The following is a 17,616-nucleotide window of genomic DNA, read 5'->3' on the forward strand; positions in this document are numbered from 1 at the left end:
CCCGGAGCGCGCTAACGGGCGGTCGGCGCATCGGGAGGTGGTCGCTTCACGACGGGAGCAGCAGCCAGGACGTGGACGTACCCGGCTCGTACGGGGAGTCCAGGCGCTTGGCGAGCACCCCCGGCAGCCCCTGTTCCCTGGCAGCCTGGCGCACCGGGTCGAAGTCGCCCGGCCAGGCGGGGGCGGTCTGCCAGTGGCCGCCCGTCACCCCGAGTGCCTCCAGGGCGGCCCGCCGGGTCGTGTAGGGCTCGGCGAGCAGGGAGTGGCCGTCGTCGTACAGGAGGTCGTAGAAGACCAGGATCTCCGCGCCGCCGAGGGTGGTCAGCTCCCCGTCCAGCACCGCCGTACGGCTGCCGAACGACTCCGCCAGCGCGCGCAGCCACGGATGCTCGCGGGCGGCCGTGGTGCGCCCGCCCTCGATGGGGACCAGCAGGCGGCGACCGCCCCAAGCGAACTCGAAGGCGTAGGCCGCTGGGTCCCGCGGCGGCTTCGCGCGCCGGGTGGGGAGCATGGGGTCCACGTCGGGGAACGGGTCGCGGGCCGCGGCGCCCATGCGGTGGATCATCCAGTTCTTGCCCCTGGTCCGGAAGAGCACGAAGCGGCCGTCGGCCCGCTCGCCGTGCAGGACGAACTTGACCTCGCGATCCGACCACTTCTCCGTCTCGTACGTGCCGGTGTCCCAGACGGTCATGGTGCCGCCGCCGTATTCGCCCTGGGGGATCTCGCCGTGGAAGGTCAGGTACTCCATCGGGTGGTCCTCGGTCCGCACGGCCAGGTGGTTGGTGCCGGGGTCGGCGGGCAGGCCCTTGGGGACGGCCCAGGAGACCAGCACGCCGTCGCGTTCCAGGCGCAGGTCCCAGTGCAGGGACCGCGCGTGGTGCTCCTGGATGACGAACGCGTTGCCGTCCGGCGAGGAGGAGAGCGAGTCGGGGACGGGCTCGGGGGTACGTTCGGCGTCGCGTTTGCTCCGATATTTCGAGAGTTTGTCGGGCACAAGGACGGTCCTACCCGCTCGTACCCTTCCGGATCACGAGCCGGTGCCGCCACCAGGACCTCATGAGCTCACCCCGAGGTCCTGGATGCCGACGACCTTCAACAGCCGCAGCGCCTCGTACGACGGCGACCCGGGCGCGGCGGTGTAGAACACGACCCACTGGTCGGACTCGGGCACGTGCAGCGCGTCGCAGTCGAGCTCCAGCCATCCCACCACCGGGTGGTTGAGCCGCTTGCGCACGGACCGCCGCACCGTCACGTCGTGCCCCGCCCACAACTCGGCGAACTCGGCGGAACCCGCGAGCAACCGGCCGATCAGCCGCTTGACGCCGGGGTCGGCCGGATAGCGCGCGGCGACGGCACGCAGGTCGGCCACCGCCGCCCGGGCGAAGTGCCAGGTGTCCTCGGCATCGAGGAAGGACTCGGCCCGCGGGTCGGTGAAGAAGCGCCAGACGATGTTGCGCTCGTCGGCGGGCAGGGTGGAGAAGTCCGTGAGCAGCGCGGCGGCCAGCGCGTTCCAGGCCAGGACGTCGAACTTGGCGTCCAGCACGATCACCGGGTTGTCGGGCAGCCGGTCGAGGAGATGCAGCACACTGGGCCGCAGGTCGCGCGGCGGCCCCGACGGCGGCCCCGGCGGCTCGCCGGTCAGGTAGTGCAGGTGGGAGCGCTCGTCGTCGGACAGGCGCAGGGCCCTGGCGATGGCGCCGAGCATCTGGCGCGACGGGCGCGGCCCGCGCCCCTGCTCCAGGCGGGCGTAGTAGTCGACGGACATCCCGGCCAGCTGGGCGACCTCCTCACGGCGCAGCCCCGGGGTGCGGCGGCGCTTGCCCGCCTCCAGGCCCACGTCCGCCGGCCGCACGAGCGCGCGCCGGCTGCGCAGGAACGCCGCCAGTTCCTCCCTGTTGACCCGATCCATACCTGTCAGCATGCCTGACCTGCGGGCCCGGTAACCAGGGACCGCCGATCCGTGGTTCAACGGTTCTCTGCCGGTCCGGCGCGTTCGCGGCGAGGCTGGGGCCATGACCGAACAGAAGATCGTTCTCATCACCGGTGCCAACAAGGGGATCGGGTACGCCACCGCCCGCGTCCTGGGCCAGGCCGGAAACGTCGTGTTCGTCGGCGCCCGCGATCCCGAACGCGGCACGAAGGCGGCCGCCGAGCTGGTGGCCGAGGGGCTGGATGCCCGGTTCGTCCGTCTGGACGTCACCGACCTCGGCACCGTCGAGGCGGCGGCCGACCTGGTCGACCGCGAGTTCGGCCGGCTGGACCTGCTGGTCAACAACGCCGCGGTCACCCGCGACCAGCACCACAGGCCGAGCGAGATGCCGGTCGATCTGCTGCGCGAGGTCTACGAGACGAACGTGCTCGGCGTCGTCGCCGTCACCAACGCCATGCTCCCGCTGCTGCGCAGGTCGGCCGCCGGCCGCATCGCGAACGTGTCCAGCGGCCTCGGCACATTCGCCTTCCTGACCGACTCCGCCTCGGAGTTCCGTGCCTACGCGACGCTGCTCGGCTACAACTCCTCCAAGGCCGCGCTCAACGCCGTCACCCTCATGTACGCCGAGGAACTGCGGGACACGCCGATCAAGGTGAACGCGGTGTCGCCCGGTTTCTGCGCCACCGACCTCAACGGGTTCACCGGCGTACTGCCCGCCGACGAGGGCGGCGCGCACGTCGCCCGCCAGGCGACCATGCCCGACGCCCCGACCGGCGTCTTCCTCAGTGAGCTGGGCGGCGTCTATCCCTGGTGATCAGGCCAGGGCCTTGCGCAGCCACGACTCCACGCCCGCGACGTGCACGGTGGCCCAGGAACGGGCGACGTCGGCCTGGCGGGCGGCGATGGCCTCGTAGATCGCGGTGTGCTGCTCCCGCGTCTTCTGCATCGCGCCTTCCTGCGTGAGCCCGCGCCAGATCCGCGCCCGAGTGGTCGGACCTGACAGGCTCTCGATGAACGAGCACAACACGCTGTTACCCGACCCCAGAGCGATGCGCTGGTGGAACTTCAGATCGTTGGCGACCAGCTCCTCGACCGTGGGCCGGGCGGGCAGCGACTCCAGGATCACCCGCAGCTCCTCGATCTCGGTGTCGGTCATCAGCTCGGTGGCCATCGCCGTGGCGGCCGGCTCCAGGATGCGCCGCACCTCGAAGAACTGGATCACCGTGTCGTCACGGTGCAGGTCGAGCACGAACGACATGGTGTCCAGCAGTAACCGGGGCTCCAGGCTGGTGACATAGGTGCCGTCGCCCTGCCGCACGTCCAGCACGTTGATCAGCGACAGCGCGCGGACGGCCTCGCGTAGTGAGTTGCGTGACAGGCCCAGGCGTTCGGCCAGGTCGGCCTCCTTCGGCAGCCGGTCGCCTGGGGCCAGCTCGCCTGAGAGGATCATCTGCTTGATCTTGTCGATGGCCGCGTCGGTGACCGCCACGCTTTTCTCCCTAGACATCGGATGTCTAGGAGTCTAGAGCCTGAAAGCGCACGGGATCGACACCGGAGAGGCGACGTATCCGGCCTCTGGCCTCCAGCGTGCGCAAGTGAGCGGCGGCCTCCCCGGCCGCCATGCTCCTGAGCACGGGGGACAGGGCGTCCCACGGCCTGTTCCACGTCATCATCGCGGCGACCTCCCAGATGGTCGGCGGGTCCGGCCGCTCCGCCAGGAGGGCGAGCAACCGGTCGAGCTTCTCCTCGTGATGGTGGCGGATCTGGGCGGCCCGCGCGGCCACATCAGGAAATATCCATTCATGAGCGGGCAGGGCGGCGAGCGGTCCCAGCTCGCCGACCCGGGTCAACGACTCCAAGAAATCACCCAATGGATCGACATCATCGCGATCAAAGGGATAAATGCCGACGTGTGGGGTGATGTCGGGAAGTACGTGGTCGCCGGTGAACAGCCGGTCGGCGTCCTCCAGGTGCAGGCAGATGTGCCCGGGGGTGTGGCCGGGCGTGTGCACGGCCCGCAGCTTGCGGCCCGGCAGGTCCACCAGGTCGCCGTCGCGCAGCTCGCGATCGGGGGCGGCGGGCGGCGTGGGCCTCTCGCCCATCGACCGGCCGGCCTCGGCGGGGTCGGCCCCGGCCCGCCGCAGCATGTCGGCCTGGAACCTGTCGTGCTCGCCGGCCGCGTACGCGGTCATGAGCCTGACCAGCGCCGCGTCGTTCTCGTGCATGGCGATCCAGGCGCCGGAGACGTCCCTGACCTGCCCGGCCAGCCCGGCGTGGTCGGGATGGAAGTGGGTGACGACCACCCCGCTCACCGCCGTCACGTCGAGCCCGAGCGCCGCCAGGCCGCCGCTGAGCGCCTCCCAGGCGTCCGGGTGGTTCCACCCGGCGTCGACCAGGACGGGGCCCCTGGGCGACTCCAGGGCGTAGACGAGGGTGTAGCCCAGCGGGTTGCCGGGGATCGGCACCGGCACGCTCCACACCCCGCCGCCGAGATCCTGCGGCCGCTGCTCCGCGTACGGCCTGCGCTTGCTCTTCATCTGCCCCCCGATACGTGACGAGTGCCGTGGACCCGTGCCGGACAACCGATCAGCCGTGCCGATGCGTCGCTTGCTCACCGAGCCGGGTCCGGGGCGATCCGTTCCAGGATCGTCGCCGTGGCCAGCGCCCCGCCCGCGCACATCGTGACGAGCGCGGTCGTCGAGTCCGAGCGTTCCAGCTCGTGCAGGGCCGTGGTGATCAGCCGCGCGCCGGTGGCGCCCACCGGGTGCCCGAGGGCTATCGCACCGCCGTTCACGTTGACGCGGTCGAAGTCGGGCTCGTGCACGCTCGCCCAAGACAGCACGATCGACGCGAAAGCCTCATTAACCTCGAACCTGTCGAGGTCGCCCATCGTCATGCCGGCCGCCGCCAGCACCCTGGCCGTCGCGTCCACCGGCCCGTCCAGGTGGTAGTACGGCTCCGCCCCGACCAGCACCTGCGCCAGGATCCGCGCCCGGGGCCGCAGCCCGTGCCGCCGGGCCGCCTGCTCGCTCATCACCAGCACGGCGGCGGCGCCGTCGGAGATCTGCGAGGACGTGCCGGCGGTGTGCAGGCCGCCCTCGACGACGGGTTTGAGCCCGGCCAGCGTCTCGGTGCTCGTCTCCCGTAAACCCTGGTCCCGGCGCACGTCACCGACGGGCACGATCTCGCGCTCGAACCGCCCGTCGGCCCACGCCTTGGCGGCCAGCCGCTGCGAGCGAGCCCCGAACCAGTCGAGCCGCTCCCGCGTCAGCCCGCGCCGCCGCGCGACCCGCTCCGCGGCGGTGAACTGGCCGGGCAGGTCGATGCTCCAGTCGTCCGGCTTCGGGCGCGCGGGCAGCACGTTGCTCCCGAGCGGCGCCCGGCTCATCATCTCGACGCCGCAGCCGACGCCGACCTCGATCACGCCGGCGCTGACCATCGCCGCCGCCAGGTGCACCGCCTGCTGCGAGGAGCCGCACTGGGCGTCCACGGTGGTGACGCCCGCCTGGTACGGCAGCCCGGCATAGAGCCATGCGTACCGGCCGACGTGCCCGCCCTGCTCGCCCGCCTGGGTGACGCAGCCCGCGAAGACCTGGTCGACCGCCGCCGGGTCGATCCCCGACCGCTCGACCAGCCCGATGAGCGCCGTGGCGAGAACCTGTTGCGGCTTCAGACCGGCCAACTGGCCCGCCCGCTTGCCGATCGGAGTCCGTACCGCTTCGACGATCACGGGTGTGCCCACGGTCACCTCCAGAACGATGTACTGGCGTGACTGTAACGCGTTCTACTTTGCTGCGGAAGCCTCCAGCGTCTCCGGCAGCCCGAAGGGCTCGAACAGGCTCAGGTCGAAGAACATCCCCACGTGGCTGAGGCTCTCTCCGGAAAAAGTGAGCACCATGATCGCGAACTTCCGGTGCACGCCGTCGGTCCGGTAGTAGACGGCGAAGGCCGGCTGCCCGTTGGCGCCGATGGGGATCAGCCGGAGATCGCCGGCTCCTTTGGCCGGGCAGTGCGTCCTGGTGAGCTCCACGATCGCGTCCGGCCCCTGGTACCAGCCGACGAACGGCGGCATCTCCCAGACCGCGTCCTTGGTGAACAGGTGCACCAGACTGTCGACGTCGTAGTTCTCGAACGCCGCCACGTAACGGTCGAGCTGGTCCCGCTGCTCCCGCGACAGCGGCTCCACCGGATCGTCCAGGCTCGGCGCGACCTCGTTGAGCTGGGCACGGGCGCGCTGCAGGATGCTGTTGACGGCCGCGGTGGAGGTGCCGACCGCCTCGGCCACCTCGGCCGCCCGCCACTTGAGCACGTCACGCAGGATCAGCACCGCCCGCTGCCGGGGCGGCAGGTGCTGCAGCGCCGCGATGAGCGCGAGCCTGATGCTCTCGCGCGAGGTGACGATCGAGGCGGGGTCGTCGGCGCCGCCCACACCCGTCATCGCGTCCGGCACGGGCTCCAGCCACGGCACCTCGGCGTCATATGAGAGAGGGGCGTTCGCCTCGATGCTCGGCGCGCCCAGCCCGGTCGGCAGCGGCCGCCGGTTGCGGCTGTCGAGCGCGGTCAGGCACGCGGTGGTGGCGATGCGATAGAGCCACGTACGCAACGAGGAACGCCCCTCGAATCCGTCATAGGCGCGCCACGCGCGAAGGTAGGTCTCCTGGACGAGGTCCTCGGCGTCGTGCACCGACCCCATCATGCGGTAGCAGTGCGCCAGCAACTCCCGCCGCATCGGATCGGCCGCCTGGAGGAAGTCCTCATTCGTCGGCTTGTCGGTCATACCACCTGTATAGACGGCGCCACCGACAGACCGATGAATTCTTTACCTTCGACCGGTCAATCAGTGCGATGCACGCCCCTCGACGGGCGGCATCACCGCGGCGGGACCGCCCTCGCCCTGGCAGGGGCACGGCGAGGGCGATCCCGGCCCGGCGCGCGTGGTCAGTGCGGGACCGTGACGACGATCTTGCCGGTGGTGCGGTTGGTCTCGCCGAGCTCGTGCGCCTTGGCCGTCTCCGCCAGCGGCAGCACGGCGGCGATCTCCGCCCGCAGCCGGCCCGCCTCCATCAGGGCGGCGAGCGCCCGCATCGCGGCGTGGTCCGGCTCCACCAGCATGGTCTCGGAACGGAGGCCCAGCTCGGCGACGGCCTCGGCGTGAACGCCGCGATCCAGCAGGCTGAGGACGAGCGAGACGATCGTGCCGCCGGGGCGCAGGGTCCGCAGCGAGCGCGGCCCGTACTCGCCGCCGACGGTGTCGATCACGACGTCCACGTCCCGCACCACTTCGGCGAAGTCCTGGGTCCGGTAGTCGACCAGCTCGTCGGCTCCCAGGCCGCGCAGGAAGTCGTGCTTGGCGGCGCTGGCCGTGCCGATCACGTAGGCGCCGCGCGCCTTGGCGATCTGCACCGCCAGGTGGCCCACCCCGCCCGCGGCGGCGTGAATGAGCACCCGCTGGCCCGCCCGCACGTCGGCCAAGTCCACGAGCGCCTGCCAGGCGGTCAGCCCGGCCAGCGGGACCGCCGCCGCCTGGACGTGGTCGACGCCCGCCGGCTTGCGTACGAAGTGCCGGGAGGGCGCCGTGACGTACTCGGCGAACGAGCCGTGCCCCTGCGGGTACTTCAGCATGCCGAACACCTCGTCGCCCGGCCGGTAGAGGGCCTGCCCGACGCCCGAGGACTCGACGACGCCGGAGACGTCGTAACCGAGCACGAACGGCGGCTGTCCCAGCATGCCGCCGGTCGCTCGGGTCTTCCAGTCGGTCGGGTTGAGCGAGGTCGCCTCCACCCGTACCAGGACCTCCGTCGGGCCGGGGGTCGGCTTGTCGGCCTGTATCAAATGCAGCACGTCCGGGCCGCCGAGGGCGTCCTGGCTGATGGCGTTCATCTTCATGCCGTACAGCGTGCTCGGACCCGAGCCGGCGCGCGAGTGGCCCGAAGGTCAGGATGGGTAAAAATCGGGCCATGTCGGGCACGACGGCCGGACCGGACGCCCTGTCAGTGAAGGAAGGGGCTCAGACGTCGGCGAGCAGCCGCGCGGACGCGGTCTCGATGCGCCGCTGGATCTGGTCGTAGGTGCGCCGGCCGCGCAGCATCTCCAGCAGCTCCTGCACCCACACGCTGGCCAGCGATCCCGCGAGGTCGAGCTGCTCCTCGGTGGCCTGGTCGATCGTCAGGCCGTCGGCCGAGACCCGCAGCAGCAGCCCCGTCATGCGGTCGCCGAACGGGGTCTGCACCTCGGCCATGATCAGCGACCGGATCAGCGCGTCGGCCAGCTCCGGCTCGCGCATCAGCCCGCGGGTCGCCCGCATCAGCACGTCGACCGCCCGGCTCGACGGCGTGGCCGCGCTCGGCGGGCGGCGCTCGATGCTGCTCTCCAGCAGGTCGAGCTCCTCGCCCACCACCGCCACGACCAGGTCCATCTTGGAGGGGAAATAGCGGTAGAGCGTGCCCAGCGCCACGCCCGCGCGCTCGGCCACGGTGCGCATCTGCATGGCCTCGACCCCGCCGCGCGAGGCCAGCGCCGCGGCGGCCTGGACGATGCGCTTGCGGCGTTGGTGCTGGCTGCGCGTACGGACGCTGTGCCCGCCCGGTGGGGTGGAATGGGTCTCCATGGTCCCCTCGGGGTCGCTTGAGGGCGCGGCGATCGACGCGTGCGAGGTACGCATAAGAACACGTTATCTGATTTCTCGACAACGCGGCTTGTTACTCGCCGGTCACAAACCAGCCGTATAGCCCCATGTCTACGGCATTACCGGCATATATCAATACTTGTCCGCGCGGGCGGCCACTGGACAGAGATTAGAATGTGTTCTAGTTTGCCATTCGGCTGACCTAGCGCTTGCTGCTGGAGGAGCGATGACCGCGAACACCCTCGCGTCCCTGCTTCTCGCCCGGGCCGAGGACGATCGACCTGGGCTGATGTTCGAGGACGCGACGTGGTCGTGGCGCGAGCACATCGCCGCCTGCCGTGCCGCCGGAGCCTGGCTGTCCGGTCGGGCCGCCCGCCCGCACGTCGGCGTGATCAGCGAGAACGTCCCCGAACTGGTCTTCCTCGTGGGCGCGGCGGCACTGGGCGGCCCCGTGGTGGTGGCACTGAACCCCACCCGATCGGTCGAGGAGCTGATCCGCGACGCCCGCGCGACCGACGTCGGATTGCTCCTGGCGGACGACCCGCACGCCGGGCTCGCCGGGCCGGTGGCGGCGGCGCTCGGACTGGAGGTCCTGCCCCTGTCCGCCGTGTCCCCCGGGCTCCTGGAGCCCGCCGGGCCGGCGGGCACGGTCGAGCCCGGTGATCTGGTGATGCTGATCTTCACCTCCGGCACCTCGGGCCGTCCCCGTGCCGTGCGCGTCACGCAGCGGAAGATCGCCGTCCCCGGGGAGAGCCTGGCGGCGTTCCTCACGCCCGAGGACGTCGTCTACTGCTCGATGCCGCTGTTCCACTCCGGCGCCCTGATGGCCGCCTACGCCCCCGCCGTCGCCTCGGGGGCCGCGCTGGCGCTGCGGCGGCGCTTCTCGGCCTCGGGACTGCTGCCCGACATCAGGCGCTACGGCTGTACGTATGCGCACTACGTGGGCAAGGCGCTCTCCTACGTCCTGGCCACCCCGGAACGCTCCGACGACGCCCGCAACCCGCTCAAGATCGCGTTCGGGAACGAGGGGAGCGCGGTGGCCACCAGGAGGTTCTCGGAGCGGTTCGGCTGCCTGGTGATCGACGCCTTCGGCTCCACCGAGACGGCCATCTCGCTCACCCCCGACCCCGCCGGGCCGCCGGGCTCGCTCGGCAGGCTGCCCGACGGGGTGCGGATCCTTGACCCGTTCACCGGGCGGCCCTGCCCGCCGGGCCTGATCGAGCACGGCCGGCTGCTCAACCCGGACGAGGCCGTCGGCGAGCTGGTCAACACGGCGGGGCTCGGGCTGTTCGACGGCTACTACAACGACCTGGAGGCGGACGCCGAGCGCATCAGGCAGGGCGCGTTCTGGTCCGGTGACCTGGCCTACGCCGACGCGGACGGCCACGTGTTCTTCGCCGGCCGGGGCACCGAACGCCTCCGCGTGGACGGCGAGAACCTGGCCGTGGCGCCCATCGAGGCGGCGTTGCGGGAGTTCGCCGGGGTGGTGGAGGCGGCGGTGTACCCGGTGCCCGACGCGGCGGCCGGTGACCAGGTCATGGCGGCGCTCGTGCTGGAAGGGGCCTTCGACCCGGACGCGTTCCTGGCCTTCCTGACGTCCCGTCGCGATCTGGGAGCCAAGTCCTTACCCCGCTACATCCGGCTTTCCCGGCGGTTGCCCCTGACGCCTTCGCACAAGGTCATCAAGCGGGTGCTCGCCCGCGAGCGCTGGCGCGGCGCGGACCCGGTCTGGTGGCGTACCGCCGCCGGGCTCCGGCTCCTGACCGACGCGGACGTCAAGGGGATCGAGGAGGAGTTCGTACGGCACGGCAGGCAACACCTCTTGGAGACCTGATGGATTTCAACCTGGACGAGACCCAGCAAGACCTGCGGAAGCTGGCGGCCGAGGTGCTGGCCAGGGACGGGGACCCCGGCGAGCGGTTGTGGCAGGCCGGGCTCATGAGCGTGTGCGTTCCCGAGGAGGCCGGCGGGGCCGGGCTCGGGCCGGTGGAGCTGGCCGTGGTGCTGCGGGAGGTGGGCGCCAGGGCGGCCGCGGCCGGTGCGCTGCCCGTGCTGGTGGGCACGCTGGCCCTGGCCCGCCATGGCACCCCTGAACAGCGACAACGCCTCGGGTCGGAGGAGGGAGGAGGGGCGGGGCTCGCGGTCGCGCTGCACGAGCCCGGCCGGGCGCTGGCCGATCCGCCCTTGACGACCGCGCGGCGGACCGCCGACGGCTGGGCGCTGAACGGACGCAAGACCTCGGTTCCCTACCCGGCGCTGCCCCTGCTGGTCACCGCCGACGAAGGGCTGTTCCTCGTCGACCGGCCGCCTGGCGACCGGCCGCCCGTGGACCGGCCGCTCGGCGATCAGTCGCTCGGCGACCAGCCGTCGGGTGAGCGGTCGTTCGGCGAGCAGGGGACCGGTGGAGGCGGGGTCGGCGAGGTCGCCGGTGGTGCCGGGGTCGCCGGGGTCGCCGGGGTCGCGGTCAGCTCCGAGTACACCTCTACCGGCGAGCCCGCCGCCACGATCGTGCTCGACGGTGCCCCGGGCGAGCGGGTGGGCGGGGGTGAGGCGGTCGCCGGGGTGCGGCAGCTGTTCATGGCCGCCGTCGCCGCCCAGGCCAGCGGCGTGCTGGCAGGGGCTCTGCAGCTGACCACCGCCTACATCAAGGAGCGCAGGCAGTTCGGCCGGGCGCTGGCCGAGTTCCAGGCGGTGACCATGCAGATCGCCGACGTCTACATCGCCGGCCGGGCCCTGGACGTGGCCATGTGGTCGGCGGTGTGGCGGCTGGGCGAGGGGCTGCCCGCCGAACGGGACGTGGCGCTGGCTGCCTATCACGTGAGCGAGGCGGTCAAGGCCCTCTACACCTGCCAGCACCTGCACGGGGGGCTGGGGCTGGACGTGACGTACCCGCTGCACCGCTATTTCGCGCAGGCCAGGCACCTGTCCCAGCTGCTCGGCGGCGCCGACGCCCAGCTCGACCTGATCGGAGCGCTCGTCTGATGCTGATCGACCTGACCGACGGCCAACGCGCACTTCGCGACGAACTCCGCGAGTACTTCCGTACGTGCCTCTCCGGCGACGACCGCAGGAAGATCGGGGCGGACCCGTTCGGCGAGGCGTACATGGAGCACTGCCGCCGCCTCGGCCGGGACGGCAAGCTTGGCCTCGGCTGGCCCAAGGAATACGGCGGAGGCGGCTACGGCCCGCTGGAGCAGCAGATCTTCGCCAACGAGATAGCCCGGGCGGGCGTGCCGTACCCGATCATCACGGTGCAGACCGTGGGGCCCACGATCATGCAGTACGGCACCCAGGAGCAGAAGGACCTCTTCCTGCCGCGCATCCTCGCCGGGGAGTGCCACTTCGCGATCGGCTACAGCGAGCCCGAGGCGGGCACGGACCTGGCCTCCCTGCGTACGACGGCGGTGCTCGACGGCGATCACTACGTGGTCAACGGCCAGAAGATCTTCACCAGCGGCGCGCACTACGCCCAGTACATCTGGCTGGCGGTCCGTACGAACCCCGAGGCCAAGAAGCACAAGGGCATCACCATGATGATCGCCGCCACCGACGACCCCGGGTTCTCCTGGACGCCGATCGTCACCATGGACGGCCGCCACCACACGAACGCCACGTACTACTCCGACGTCCGCGTGCCGGTGAACATGGTGGTCGGCGAGGTGGACCGGGGCTGGGACCTGATCGTCAACCAGCTTAACCACGAACGCGTCACCCTCGGCCCGGCCGGGAACCTCGGCCAGACCTACGACCGCTTCCTCGCCTGGGCCCGCCGCACCGGGCTGGCGGAGCACCCGGACGTACGCCGGGCGCTGGCCAGGGTGTGGGCGGCCTTCCGCACGAACGAGCTGCTGAACTGGCAGGTCGCCGCGAACATGGACCTCGGCTGGCTGGGCGCCCCCGACGCCTCGGCCACCAAGATCTACGGCTCCGAGCGGATGCAGGAGATCGGCAGGATCGTCGGCGACGTCCTGGCCAGGTATGGCGACCCGGCGGACCCGGAGACGGCCGAGCTGCTGGAACGTACGGATGCCGGGGTCAAGGGAGGGGTGGTGCTGACGTTCGGCGGCGGCGTGAACGAGGTGCAGCGGGAGCTGATCGCGATGCTCGGCCTGGGCCTGCCGAGGCCGCCGCGATGACCCGCGAGGACAGAATCCACGAGGAGCTGCGCGAGCTCGCGGCCAAGCAGGTGGCGCTGGGCGAGGTGCGGGGCGTGCCGGCCGCCGATCCGGTGAACGTGCCGATGATCAGGCACTGGCTGGCCGCGATGGGCGACGCCAACCCGGTCTACCTGGACCAGGGGCTGGCCCCGCCGGCGATGGCGCAGGTGTGGACCATGCAGGGCCTGCGCACCGGGGCCAGGGGACGCTCGCCGGTGGACGACATGATGACGGCGCTCGACGCCGGCGGGTACACGGGCGTGGTGGCGACGAACTGCGAGCAGACCTACCACCGGTACGTGCGCGTGGGCGAGCGGCTCACCGCCGCCACCAGGTTCACGGACCTGGCGGGGCCCAAGCGGACGGCCCTGGGCGTGGGCTACTTCGCCACCTGGAACATCACCTGGTACGTCGAGGACGACGAGCCGGTAGCGGAAATGCTCTTCCGAGTCCTGAAATTCCGCCCAGCCGAGCGCCCAGCCGAGCGCCCAGCCGAGCCCTCGCCCGAGCCCTCGCGCCGCGAGCCGTATCCGCTGCGGCCCGCGACCAACCAGGACACCGCCTTCTTCTGGGAGGGCACGAAGCGCGGCGAGCTGCGCATCCAGTCCTGCGCCGACTGCGGCGAGCTGCGCCACCCGCCCGGCCCCCTGTGCCCCCGCTGCCGCTCGGCCGACCGCACCCACACGCTCGCGACCGGCACGGGCACCCTCTACAGCTACGTCGTCCACCACCACCCGCCCGTCCCGGGGCGCGAGGCCCCGTTCGTGGTGGGCGTGGTGGAGCTGCCGGAAGGCGTACGCATCGTCGGGAACGTCGTGGACTGTCCGATCGAGGAGGTGACCATCGGCATGCCGCTGCGCGTGACCTACCGTTCGATGGACGACCGGCTCGTCCTGCCGATGTGGACACCCGGGGAGGCGTGATGCGGACGCTGACGGCACACGAGGTCACGACCGGCACCGCGCTCCCGCCGTCGTCCGTCGAGCTCACCCCCACCATGGTCATCTCGACGGCGCTGGCCACGATGGACTTCACCCCGGTGCACCACGACACCGCGCTCGCCAGGGCCCAGGGCTCGAAGGACATCTTCCTCAACATCCTGACCACGATGGGCCTGGTCGAGCGCTACGTGACGGACTGGGCGGGCCCGGCGGCCGTCATCGGGGGCATCAACGTCAGGCTCGGCGTCCCCGCGTACGCGGGCGACCGACTCAGCTTCGAGGGCACGGTCGTGTCGGACGCGGACGGCCGGTTCACGGTCGAGGTGCGTGGCCGGGTGAGCCTGGGTGACCACGCCACCGGCACGGTCACCCTCACCCTCCCGGCCGGCCGGGCCGGATGACCAGGAAGGAGACGGGGGAGTTGGCACAGGCGCGGGCGGCCGTGGCGGGCATCGGGGCCACCGAGTTCAGCAAGAAGTCAGGGCGTTCCGAGCTGCGGCTGGCCGCCGAGGCCGTACTGGCCGCGCTGGACGACGCCGGGTTGTCGCCCGGCGACGTGGACGGCATGGTCACCTACAGCCAGGACACCAACCAGGAGATCGCCGTGGCCAGGGAGACCGGCGTCGGCGACCTGACGTTCTTCTCCCGGGTCGAGTACGGCGGCGGCGCGGCCTGCGCGACCGTGGCCCACGCGGCCATGGCCGTGGCCACCGGGATGGCCAGGACGGTCGTGTGCTACCGGGCGTTCAACGAACGTTCCGGGCGCCGCTTCGGCCGGCCGAACGCCGGGCTGACCGGCGAGCCCACCTCCCAGGGCCTGGAGATGAGCTGGCACGTGCCGTACGGGCTGATGACGCCCGCGGCGTGGGTGGCCATGTTCGCGCGGCGATACATGCATGTGCACGGCGCGACGTCGGAGGACTTCGGGCGGGTGGCGGTGGCGATGCGCAGGCACGCGGCCACCAACCCGGCGGCCTGGTTCCACGGGCGGCCGATCACGCTGGCCGAGCACCAGGCGTCCCGGTGGATCGTGGAGCCGCTGCACCTGCTCGACTGCTGCCAGGAGAGTGACGGCGCGGTGGCCCTGGTGGTGACTTCCGCCGAACGCGCCCGCGACCTGCGCCGATCCCCGGCCGTGATCACGGCGGCGGCCCAGGGCGCGGGCGCCGGCCAGATGATGATGACCAGCTACTACCGCGATGACATGACCGGCCTGCCGGAGATGTCCGTGGTGGGCGGGCGGCTCTGGGAGATGTCGGGACTGTCACCGCGGGACATCCGGACGGCCATCCTGTACGACCACTTCACCCCGTTCGTCCTGGCCCAGCTGGAAGAGCTCGGCTTCTGCGGCCGGGGCGAGGCGCCGGACTTCGTCAAGGACGGCGGCATCGAGCTGGACGGCCACCTCCCGGTCAACCCGCACGGGGGCCAGCTCGGCGAGGCCTACATCCACGGCATGAACGGCATCGCGGAGGCGGTCCGCCAGATCAGGGGCACCGCCGCCAACCAGCTGACCGGCGTCGCGAACGTCCTGGTCACCGCGGGCACCGGGGTGCCGACGAGCGGCCTCATCCTCTCGGCGGGCTGACCCCCGGCCGCACCAGGCACGGTACGTTTCCGGAGGTAGCTCCGCAGGGCAGGAGAAATGGGAGGAATAGGCGCCGCCTCTCAGCGCTGCGGGGGACACCATGCACTGGCACGCCTACCGGTGGACGGGGGTGGGCGACGAGCTGTCCGACGAGGCCGAGCGCCGCCCGGACGCGCCCGGCTTCCGGTCCTCGCCGCTGCCGCCGATGCGGACCGGCGACTGGCTGGCCAAGCCCGCCTCCCGGATCGCGGCCACGTTCGAGGACGTGGCGGGCGCGGTGGGCTGGCTGGCGGCCGAGTACGACCAGGTGCGCTCCGCGCTGCCGCCGCCCCAGCGGATCACGCCGGAGGAGCGGCTGGCCACCGCCCGCGACCTGCTGCCGCGCGGCGTGGACGTGGAGTGGGGCGAATGGCTGCAGGGCGGCCGGTTCGCCAGTATCGCCGTGATCTGCTGCCCGAACCGCCACGTCCCGCACCCCTGCCCGATCAGAAGACGCCAGTACGGCTGACGCCCGTCGGATCAGGGCCCGAGGAACTGCGGCACCGAGAAGAACACGATCATCGCGATGGCCACGCACACCAGGAACCCGATCAGCTCCCAGGCCCAGTCGTGATGACGCTCCCGGCGCCGCCGCGCCTTCGGCGGCCGTGCGGTGATCTCCGGCTTCCGCTTGGTCTGCGGGCGGGCGCGCACCGGGCGCGGAGCCAGCAGGGACGCTTCCCGGCGAAGCGGAAACGGAGCCTCCGAGCGCAGGGCCGACACAGGCGCGTCACCCGCCGGAACGTCAGGGCGCGGGGACGGCTCAGGCACGGCTCCCAGGTCCCTCACGGACGGCTGCGGACCCGTGCCGGAAAGCTCGTCCTCGGGCTGCGGCAGCCGGTAGACCGGCTCGGGGGGCTTGGCGCCGAACAGCGGCGCCGCGGGATCGGTCAGCGGACGCGGCTCCGCGGGCCTGGAACGCGGCTGGAAGAGCGGCGCCGCCACCCGGCCCGCGTCCTCGGACCGCTGCGCCCCCGTCCATCGCGGCAACCTCCGCTGCGCCCCCGTCCACCGGGTCTCCGCAGGCTGGGACTCCACCGGCTGGGACCGCAGGCGGTCCTCACGCGCCGGCGCCGGGTCGAAGGGACGCGCGGGACCCTTGTGCACCAGCACGTCCTCGATCGCGGACGGCGGCGGCGGGTTCCTGGGCAGCAGCACATCGCCGGTCGCGAAGGGCTCGTCCGCGTCGCCGGGCAGGATCACGTCGCCCGTCACGAACGGCTCCGGCCCCGTCGGCGCCGCCAGGAAGAACGGCCGTTCCCCCGGCACCGGCGAGCCCGGGAAGAACGCGGCGGCGTCCAGCGCGCCCAGCGGGTCGCGGAGCTTGGGCATCGGGGCCGTGGTCGCCTCGTGCTCGCGGGCCCGCGACGGTGACGGCGGTGTCAGCAACTCGGTAGGGAAGATCACCGTACTGGTCGCCGGGTCGGCCTCCGCCAGCGGCTGCGGCCAGACCGGCGGCCCCGGCCAGCGCGGCTTGACGAACAGCGGCCCGGGGCTGGCCGTACGGGAGCCCGCGAAGTGGATGCGCAGCCCGCCCGGCGGCTCCGGCCACGGCAGGCGGCACAGCACGTCGCGCAGCGGCGCGATGCCCAGCGCGCCGTAGACGTCCTCGGCGGACCTGTCGACGCGGGCCCCGAGGCCGAGCAGCGCCATGCCGAGCGACTGCCGGAAGCGGTGCGCCGCCCCCACCACCAGCTCCTCGGCGGTGTCCGGCGCGACGTCGAGCACCCACGCCAGCTCGGCCATGCTCAGCCCGCACACCGTGCACAGCACCAGCACCTCGCGCTGGTGCGGCCGCAGCTCGCGCAGGGTGCGCTCCACGAGCGCGGAGGCCGGGTCGGTGAGCGGATCGACGGTGGGCGGCGAGTAGACGATGTCCCGCCGGTGGATCTCCCGGCGGGCGAGCGCGTAGAGAGCGGCACGGGGAGGCTCGGCGTCGGGGACGCCGGTGAGCACGGCCAACAGGACATCGGACGCGGAGCCTGGGTCGCCGAGCTGGTCAGCGCAGTACGCGAACAGCCCGGCGGCATGACGGTCGTAGAGCTCTGCGACCAGTTCTGCGCGGGGGCGCTGACCGGTGAGCGGCTGAGACACGGGGCCGGATCCTTGCTGCTGGTGCGGACGCTGACGATGACTCTTGCTGCTGCTGACTCTGTGAGGGCTGAGCGTGCGGAGGAGCGAATGCGGTCGTTGGACGTCTGTGGGGTAATCATGCCAACACACCCTGGTCTGGCGCACTACCAGATCCGGATTTCATGTGAATAACCCTGGTCAGTGAAGCGTTTAAGCTGGGCCCAGGGGGACAGAGCGGCGCGCATGACCGTAGTCTGTGGTGT

Annotated in this window: 17 protein-coding genes; 8 read left to right on the forward strand and 9 right to left on the reverse strand. The window is 71.9% G+C overall.

The annotated features are described in order from the left end of the window. Positions 1–46: 46 nt before the first annotated feature. Together BLS95_RS41440 and BLS95_RS41445 are read right to left on the reverse strand one after the other, a co-directional pair. Positions 47–994, reverse strand: coding sequence for a DNA polymerase ligase N-terminal domain-containing protein (locus BLS95_RS41440; RefSeq protein WP_090945053.1), 948 nt, complete (start codon positions 992–994; stop codon positions 47–49). Positions 995–1,054: 60 nt separating this feature from the next. Continuing rightward, the gene (locus BLS95_RS41445; protein ID WP_090945055.1) at positions 1,055–1,909 is read right to left on the reverse strand and encodes a helix-turn-helix transcriptional regulator; all 855 of its coding nucleotides are present in this window, start codon (positions 1,907–1,909) and stop codon (positions 1,055–1,057) included. Between the two features lie 103 nt (positions 1,910–2,012). On the opposite strand from BLS95_RS41445, the gene BLS95_RS41450 reads away from it, so the two are divergent. After that, positions 2,013–2,744, forward strand: coding sequence for an SDR family oxidoreductase (locus BLS95_RS41450; RefSeq protein WP_090945057.1), 732 nt, complete (start codon positions 2,013–2,015; stop codon positions 2,742–2,744). Here the strand turns inward: BLS95_RS41450 and BLS95_RS41455 are convergent, their stop codons facing one another. The 6 genes from BLS95_RS41455 to BLS95_RS41480 all read right to left on the reverse strand — a co-directional run bounded on the left by BLS95_RS41455 (position 2,745) and on the right by BLS95_RS41480 (position 8,591). Next, entirely contained in the window at positions 2,745–3,419 is a 675-nt protein-coding gene (locus BLS95_RS41455) for a FadR/GntR family transcriptional regulator (RefSeq protein ID WP_090945059.1), read from the reverse strand. Positions 3,420–3,444: 25 nt separating this feature from the next. Next, positions 3,445–4,467 (reverse strand): MBL fold metallo-hydrolase, encoded by a 1,023-nt coding sequence (locus BLS95_RS41460; protein ID WP_090945061.1) that lies wholly within the window; start codon positions 4,465–4,467, stop codon positions 3,445–3,447. 74 nt (positions 4,468–4,541) lie between these two features. Beyond that, positions 4,542–5,672 (reverse strand): steroid 3-ketoacyl-CoA thiolase, encoded by a 1,131-nt coding sequence (locus tag BLS95_RS41465; protein ID WP_090945063.1) that lies wholly within the window; start codon positions 5,670–5,672, stop codon positions 4,542–4,544. A 42-nt stretch (positions 5,673–5,714) separates the two neighbouring features. Then, positions 5,715–6,707: a sigma-70 family RNA polymerase sigma factor gene (locus BLS95_RS41470; RefSeq protein WP_090945065.1), complete on the reverse strand. Its 993-nt coding sequence runs from the start codon at positions 6,705–6,707 to the stop codon at positions 5,715–5,717. A gap of 161 nt (positions 6,708–6,868) precedes the next feature. Beyond that, positions 6,869–7,810 carry an NADP-dependent oxidoreductase gene (locus tag BLS95_RS41475; RefSeq protein WP_090945067.1) on the reverse strand — a complete coding sequence of 314 codons (942 nt, stop codon included), beginning with the start codon at positions 7,808–7,810 and terminating at the stop codon, positions 6,869–6,871. 127 nt (positions 7,811–7,937) lie between these two features. Beyond that, on the reverse strand, positions 7,938–8,591 hold the full coding sequence (locus BLS95_RS41480) for a TetR family transcriptional regulator (protein ID WP_090945069.1): 654 nt from the start codon (positions 8,589–8,591) through the stop codon (positions 7,938–7,940). 190 nt (positions 8,592–8,781) lie between these two features. Here BLS95_RS41480 and BLS95_RS41485 point away from each other — a divergent pair, with 190 nt between their 5' ends. From BLS95_RS41485 to BLS95_RS41515, 7 genes are all read left to right on the forward strand, one after another. Continuing rightward, entirely contained in the window at positions 8,782–10,389 is a 1,608-nt protein-coding gene (locus BLS95_RS41485; RefSeq protein ID WP_090945071.1) for an AMP-binding protein, read from the forward strand. After that, complete coding sequence (locus BLS95_RS41490; RefSeq protein WP_090945073.1) at positions 10,389–11,537, forward strand: acyl-CoA dehydrogenase family protein; 1,149 nt, start codon at positions 10,389–10,391, stop codon at positions 11,535–11,537. Before BLS95_RS41485 ends, BLS95_RS41490 begins: the two co-directional genes overlap by 1 nt. Then, positions 11,537–12,691 carry an acyl-CoA dehydrogenase family protein gene (locus BLS95_RS41495; protein ID WP_090945075.1) on the forward strand — a complete coding sequence of 385 codons (1,155 nt, stop codon included), beginning with the start codon at positions 11,537–11,539 and terminating at the stop codon, positions 12,689–12,691. Before BLS95_RS41490 ends, BLS95_RS41495 begins: the two co-directional genes overlap by 1 nt. After that, complete coding sequence (locus BLS95_RS41500; protein ID WP_090945077.1) at positions 12,688–13,635, forward strand: bifunctional MaoC family dehydratase N-terminal/OB-fold nucleic acid binding domain-containing protein; 948 nt, start codon at positions 12,688–12,690, stop codon at positions 13,633–13,635. The genes BLS95_RS41495 and BLS95_RS41500 overlap by 4 nt, the downstream gene beginning before the upstream one ends. Further along, positions 13,635–14,054: a MaoC/PaaZ C-terminal domain-containing protein gene (locus tag BLS95_RS41505; protein ID WP_090945131.1), complete on the forward strand. Its 420-nt coding sequence runs from the start codon at positions 13,635–13,637 to the stop codon at positions 14,052–14,054. Before BLS95_RS41500 ends, BLS95_RS41505 begins: the two co-directional genes overlap by 1 nt. Next, positions 14,051–15,241, forward strand: a complete 1,191-nt coding sequence (locus tag BLS95_RS41510) for a lipid-transfer protein (RefSeq protein WP_090945079.1) — start codon at positions 14,051–14,053, stop codon at positions 15,239–15,241. The genes BLS95_RS41505 and BLS95_RS41510 overlap by 4 nt, the downstream gene beginning before the upstream one ends. 100 nt (positions 15,242–15,341) lie before the next feature. Then, positions 15,342–15,749 carry a hypothetical protein gene (locus BLS95_RS41515; protein WP_090945081.1) on the forward strand — a complete coding sequence of 136 codons (408 nt, stop codon included), beginning with the start codon at positions 15,342–15,344 and terminating at the stop codon, positions 15,747–15,749. A gap of 11 nt (positions 15,750–15,760) precedes the next feature. On the opposite strand, the gene BLS95_RS41520 is transcribed toward BLS95_RS41515, so the two are convergent. Then, positions 15,761–17,374, reverse strand: a complete 1,614-nt coding sequence (locus tag BLS95_RS41520) for an RNA polymerase sigma factor (protein WP_090945082.1) — start codon at positions 17,372–17,374, stop codon at positions 15,761–15,763. Positions 17,375–17,616 lie beyond the last annotated feature (242 nt).

Origin of the sequence: Nonomuraea jiangxiensis, assembly GCF_900099965.1 — a bacterium.
Taxonomy (GTDB): Bacteria; Actinomycetota; Actinomycetes; order Streptosporangiales; family Streptosporangiaceae; genus Nonomuraea; species Nonomuraea jiangxiensis.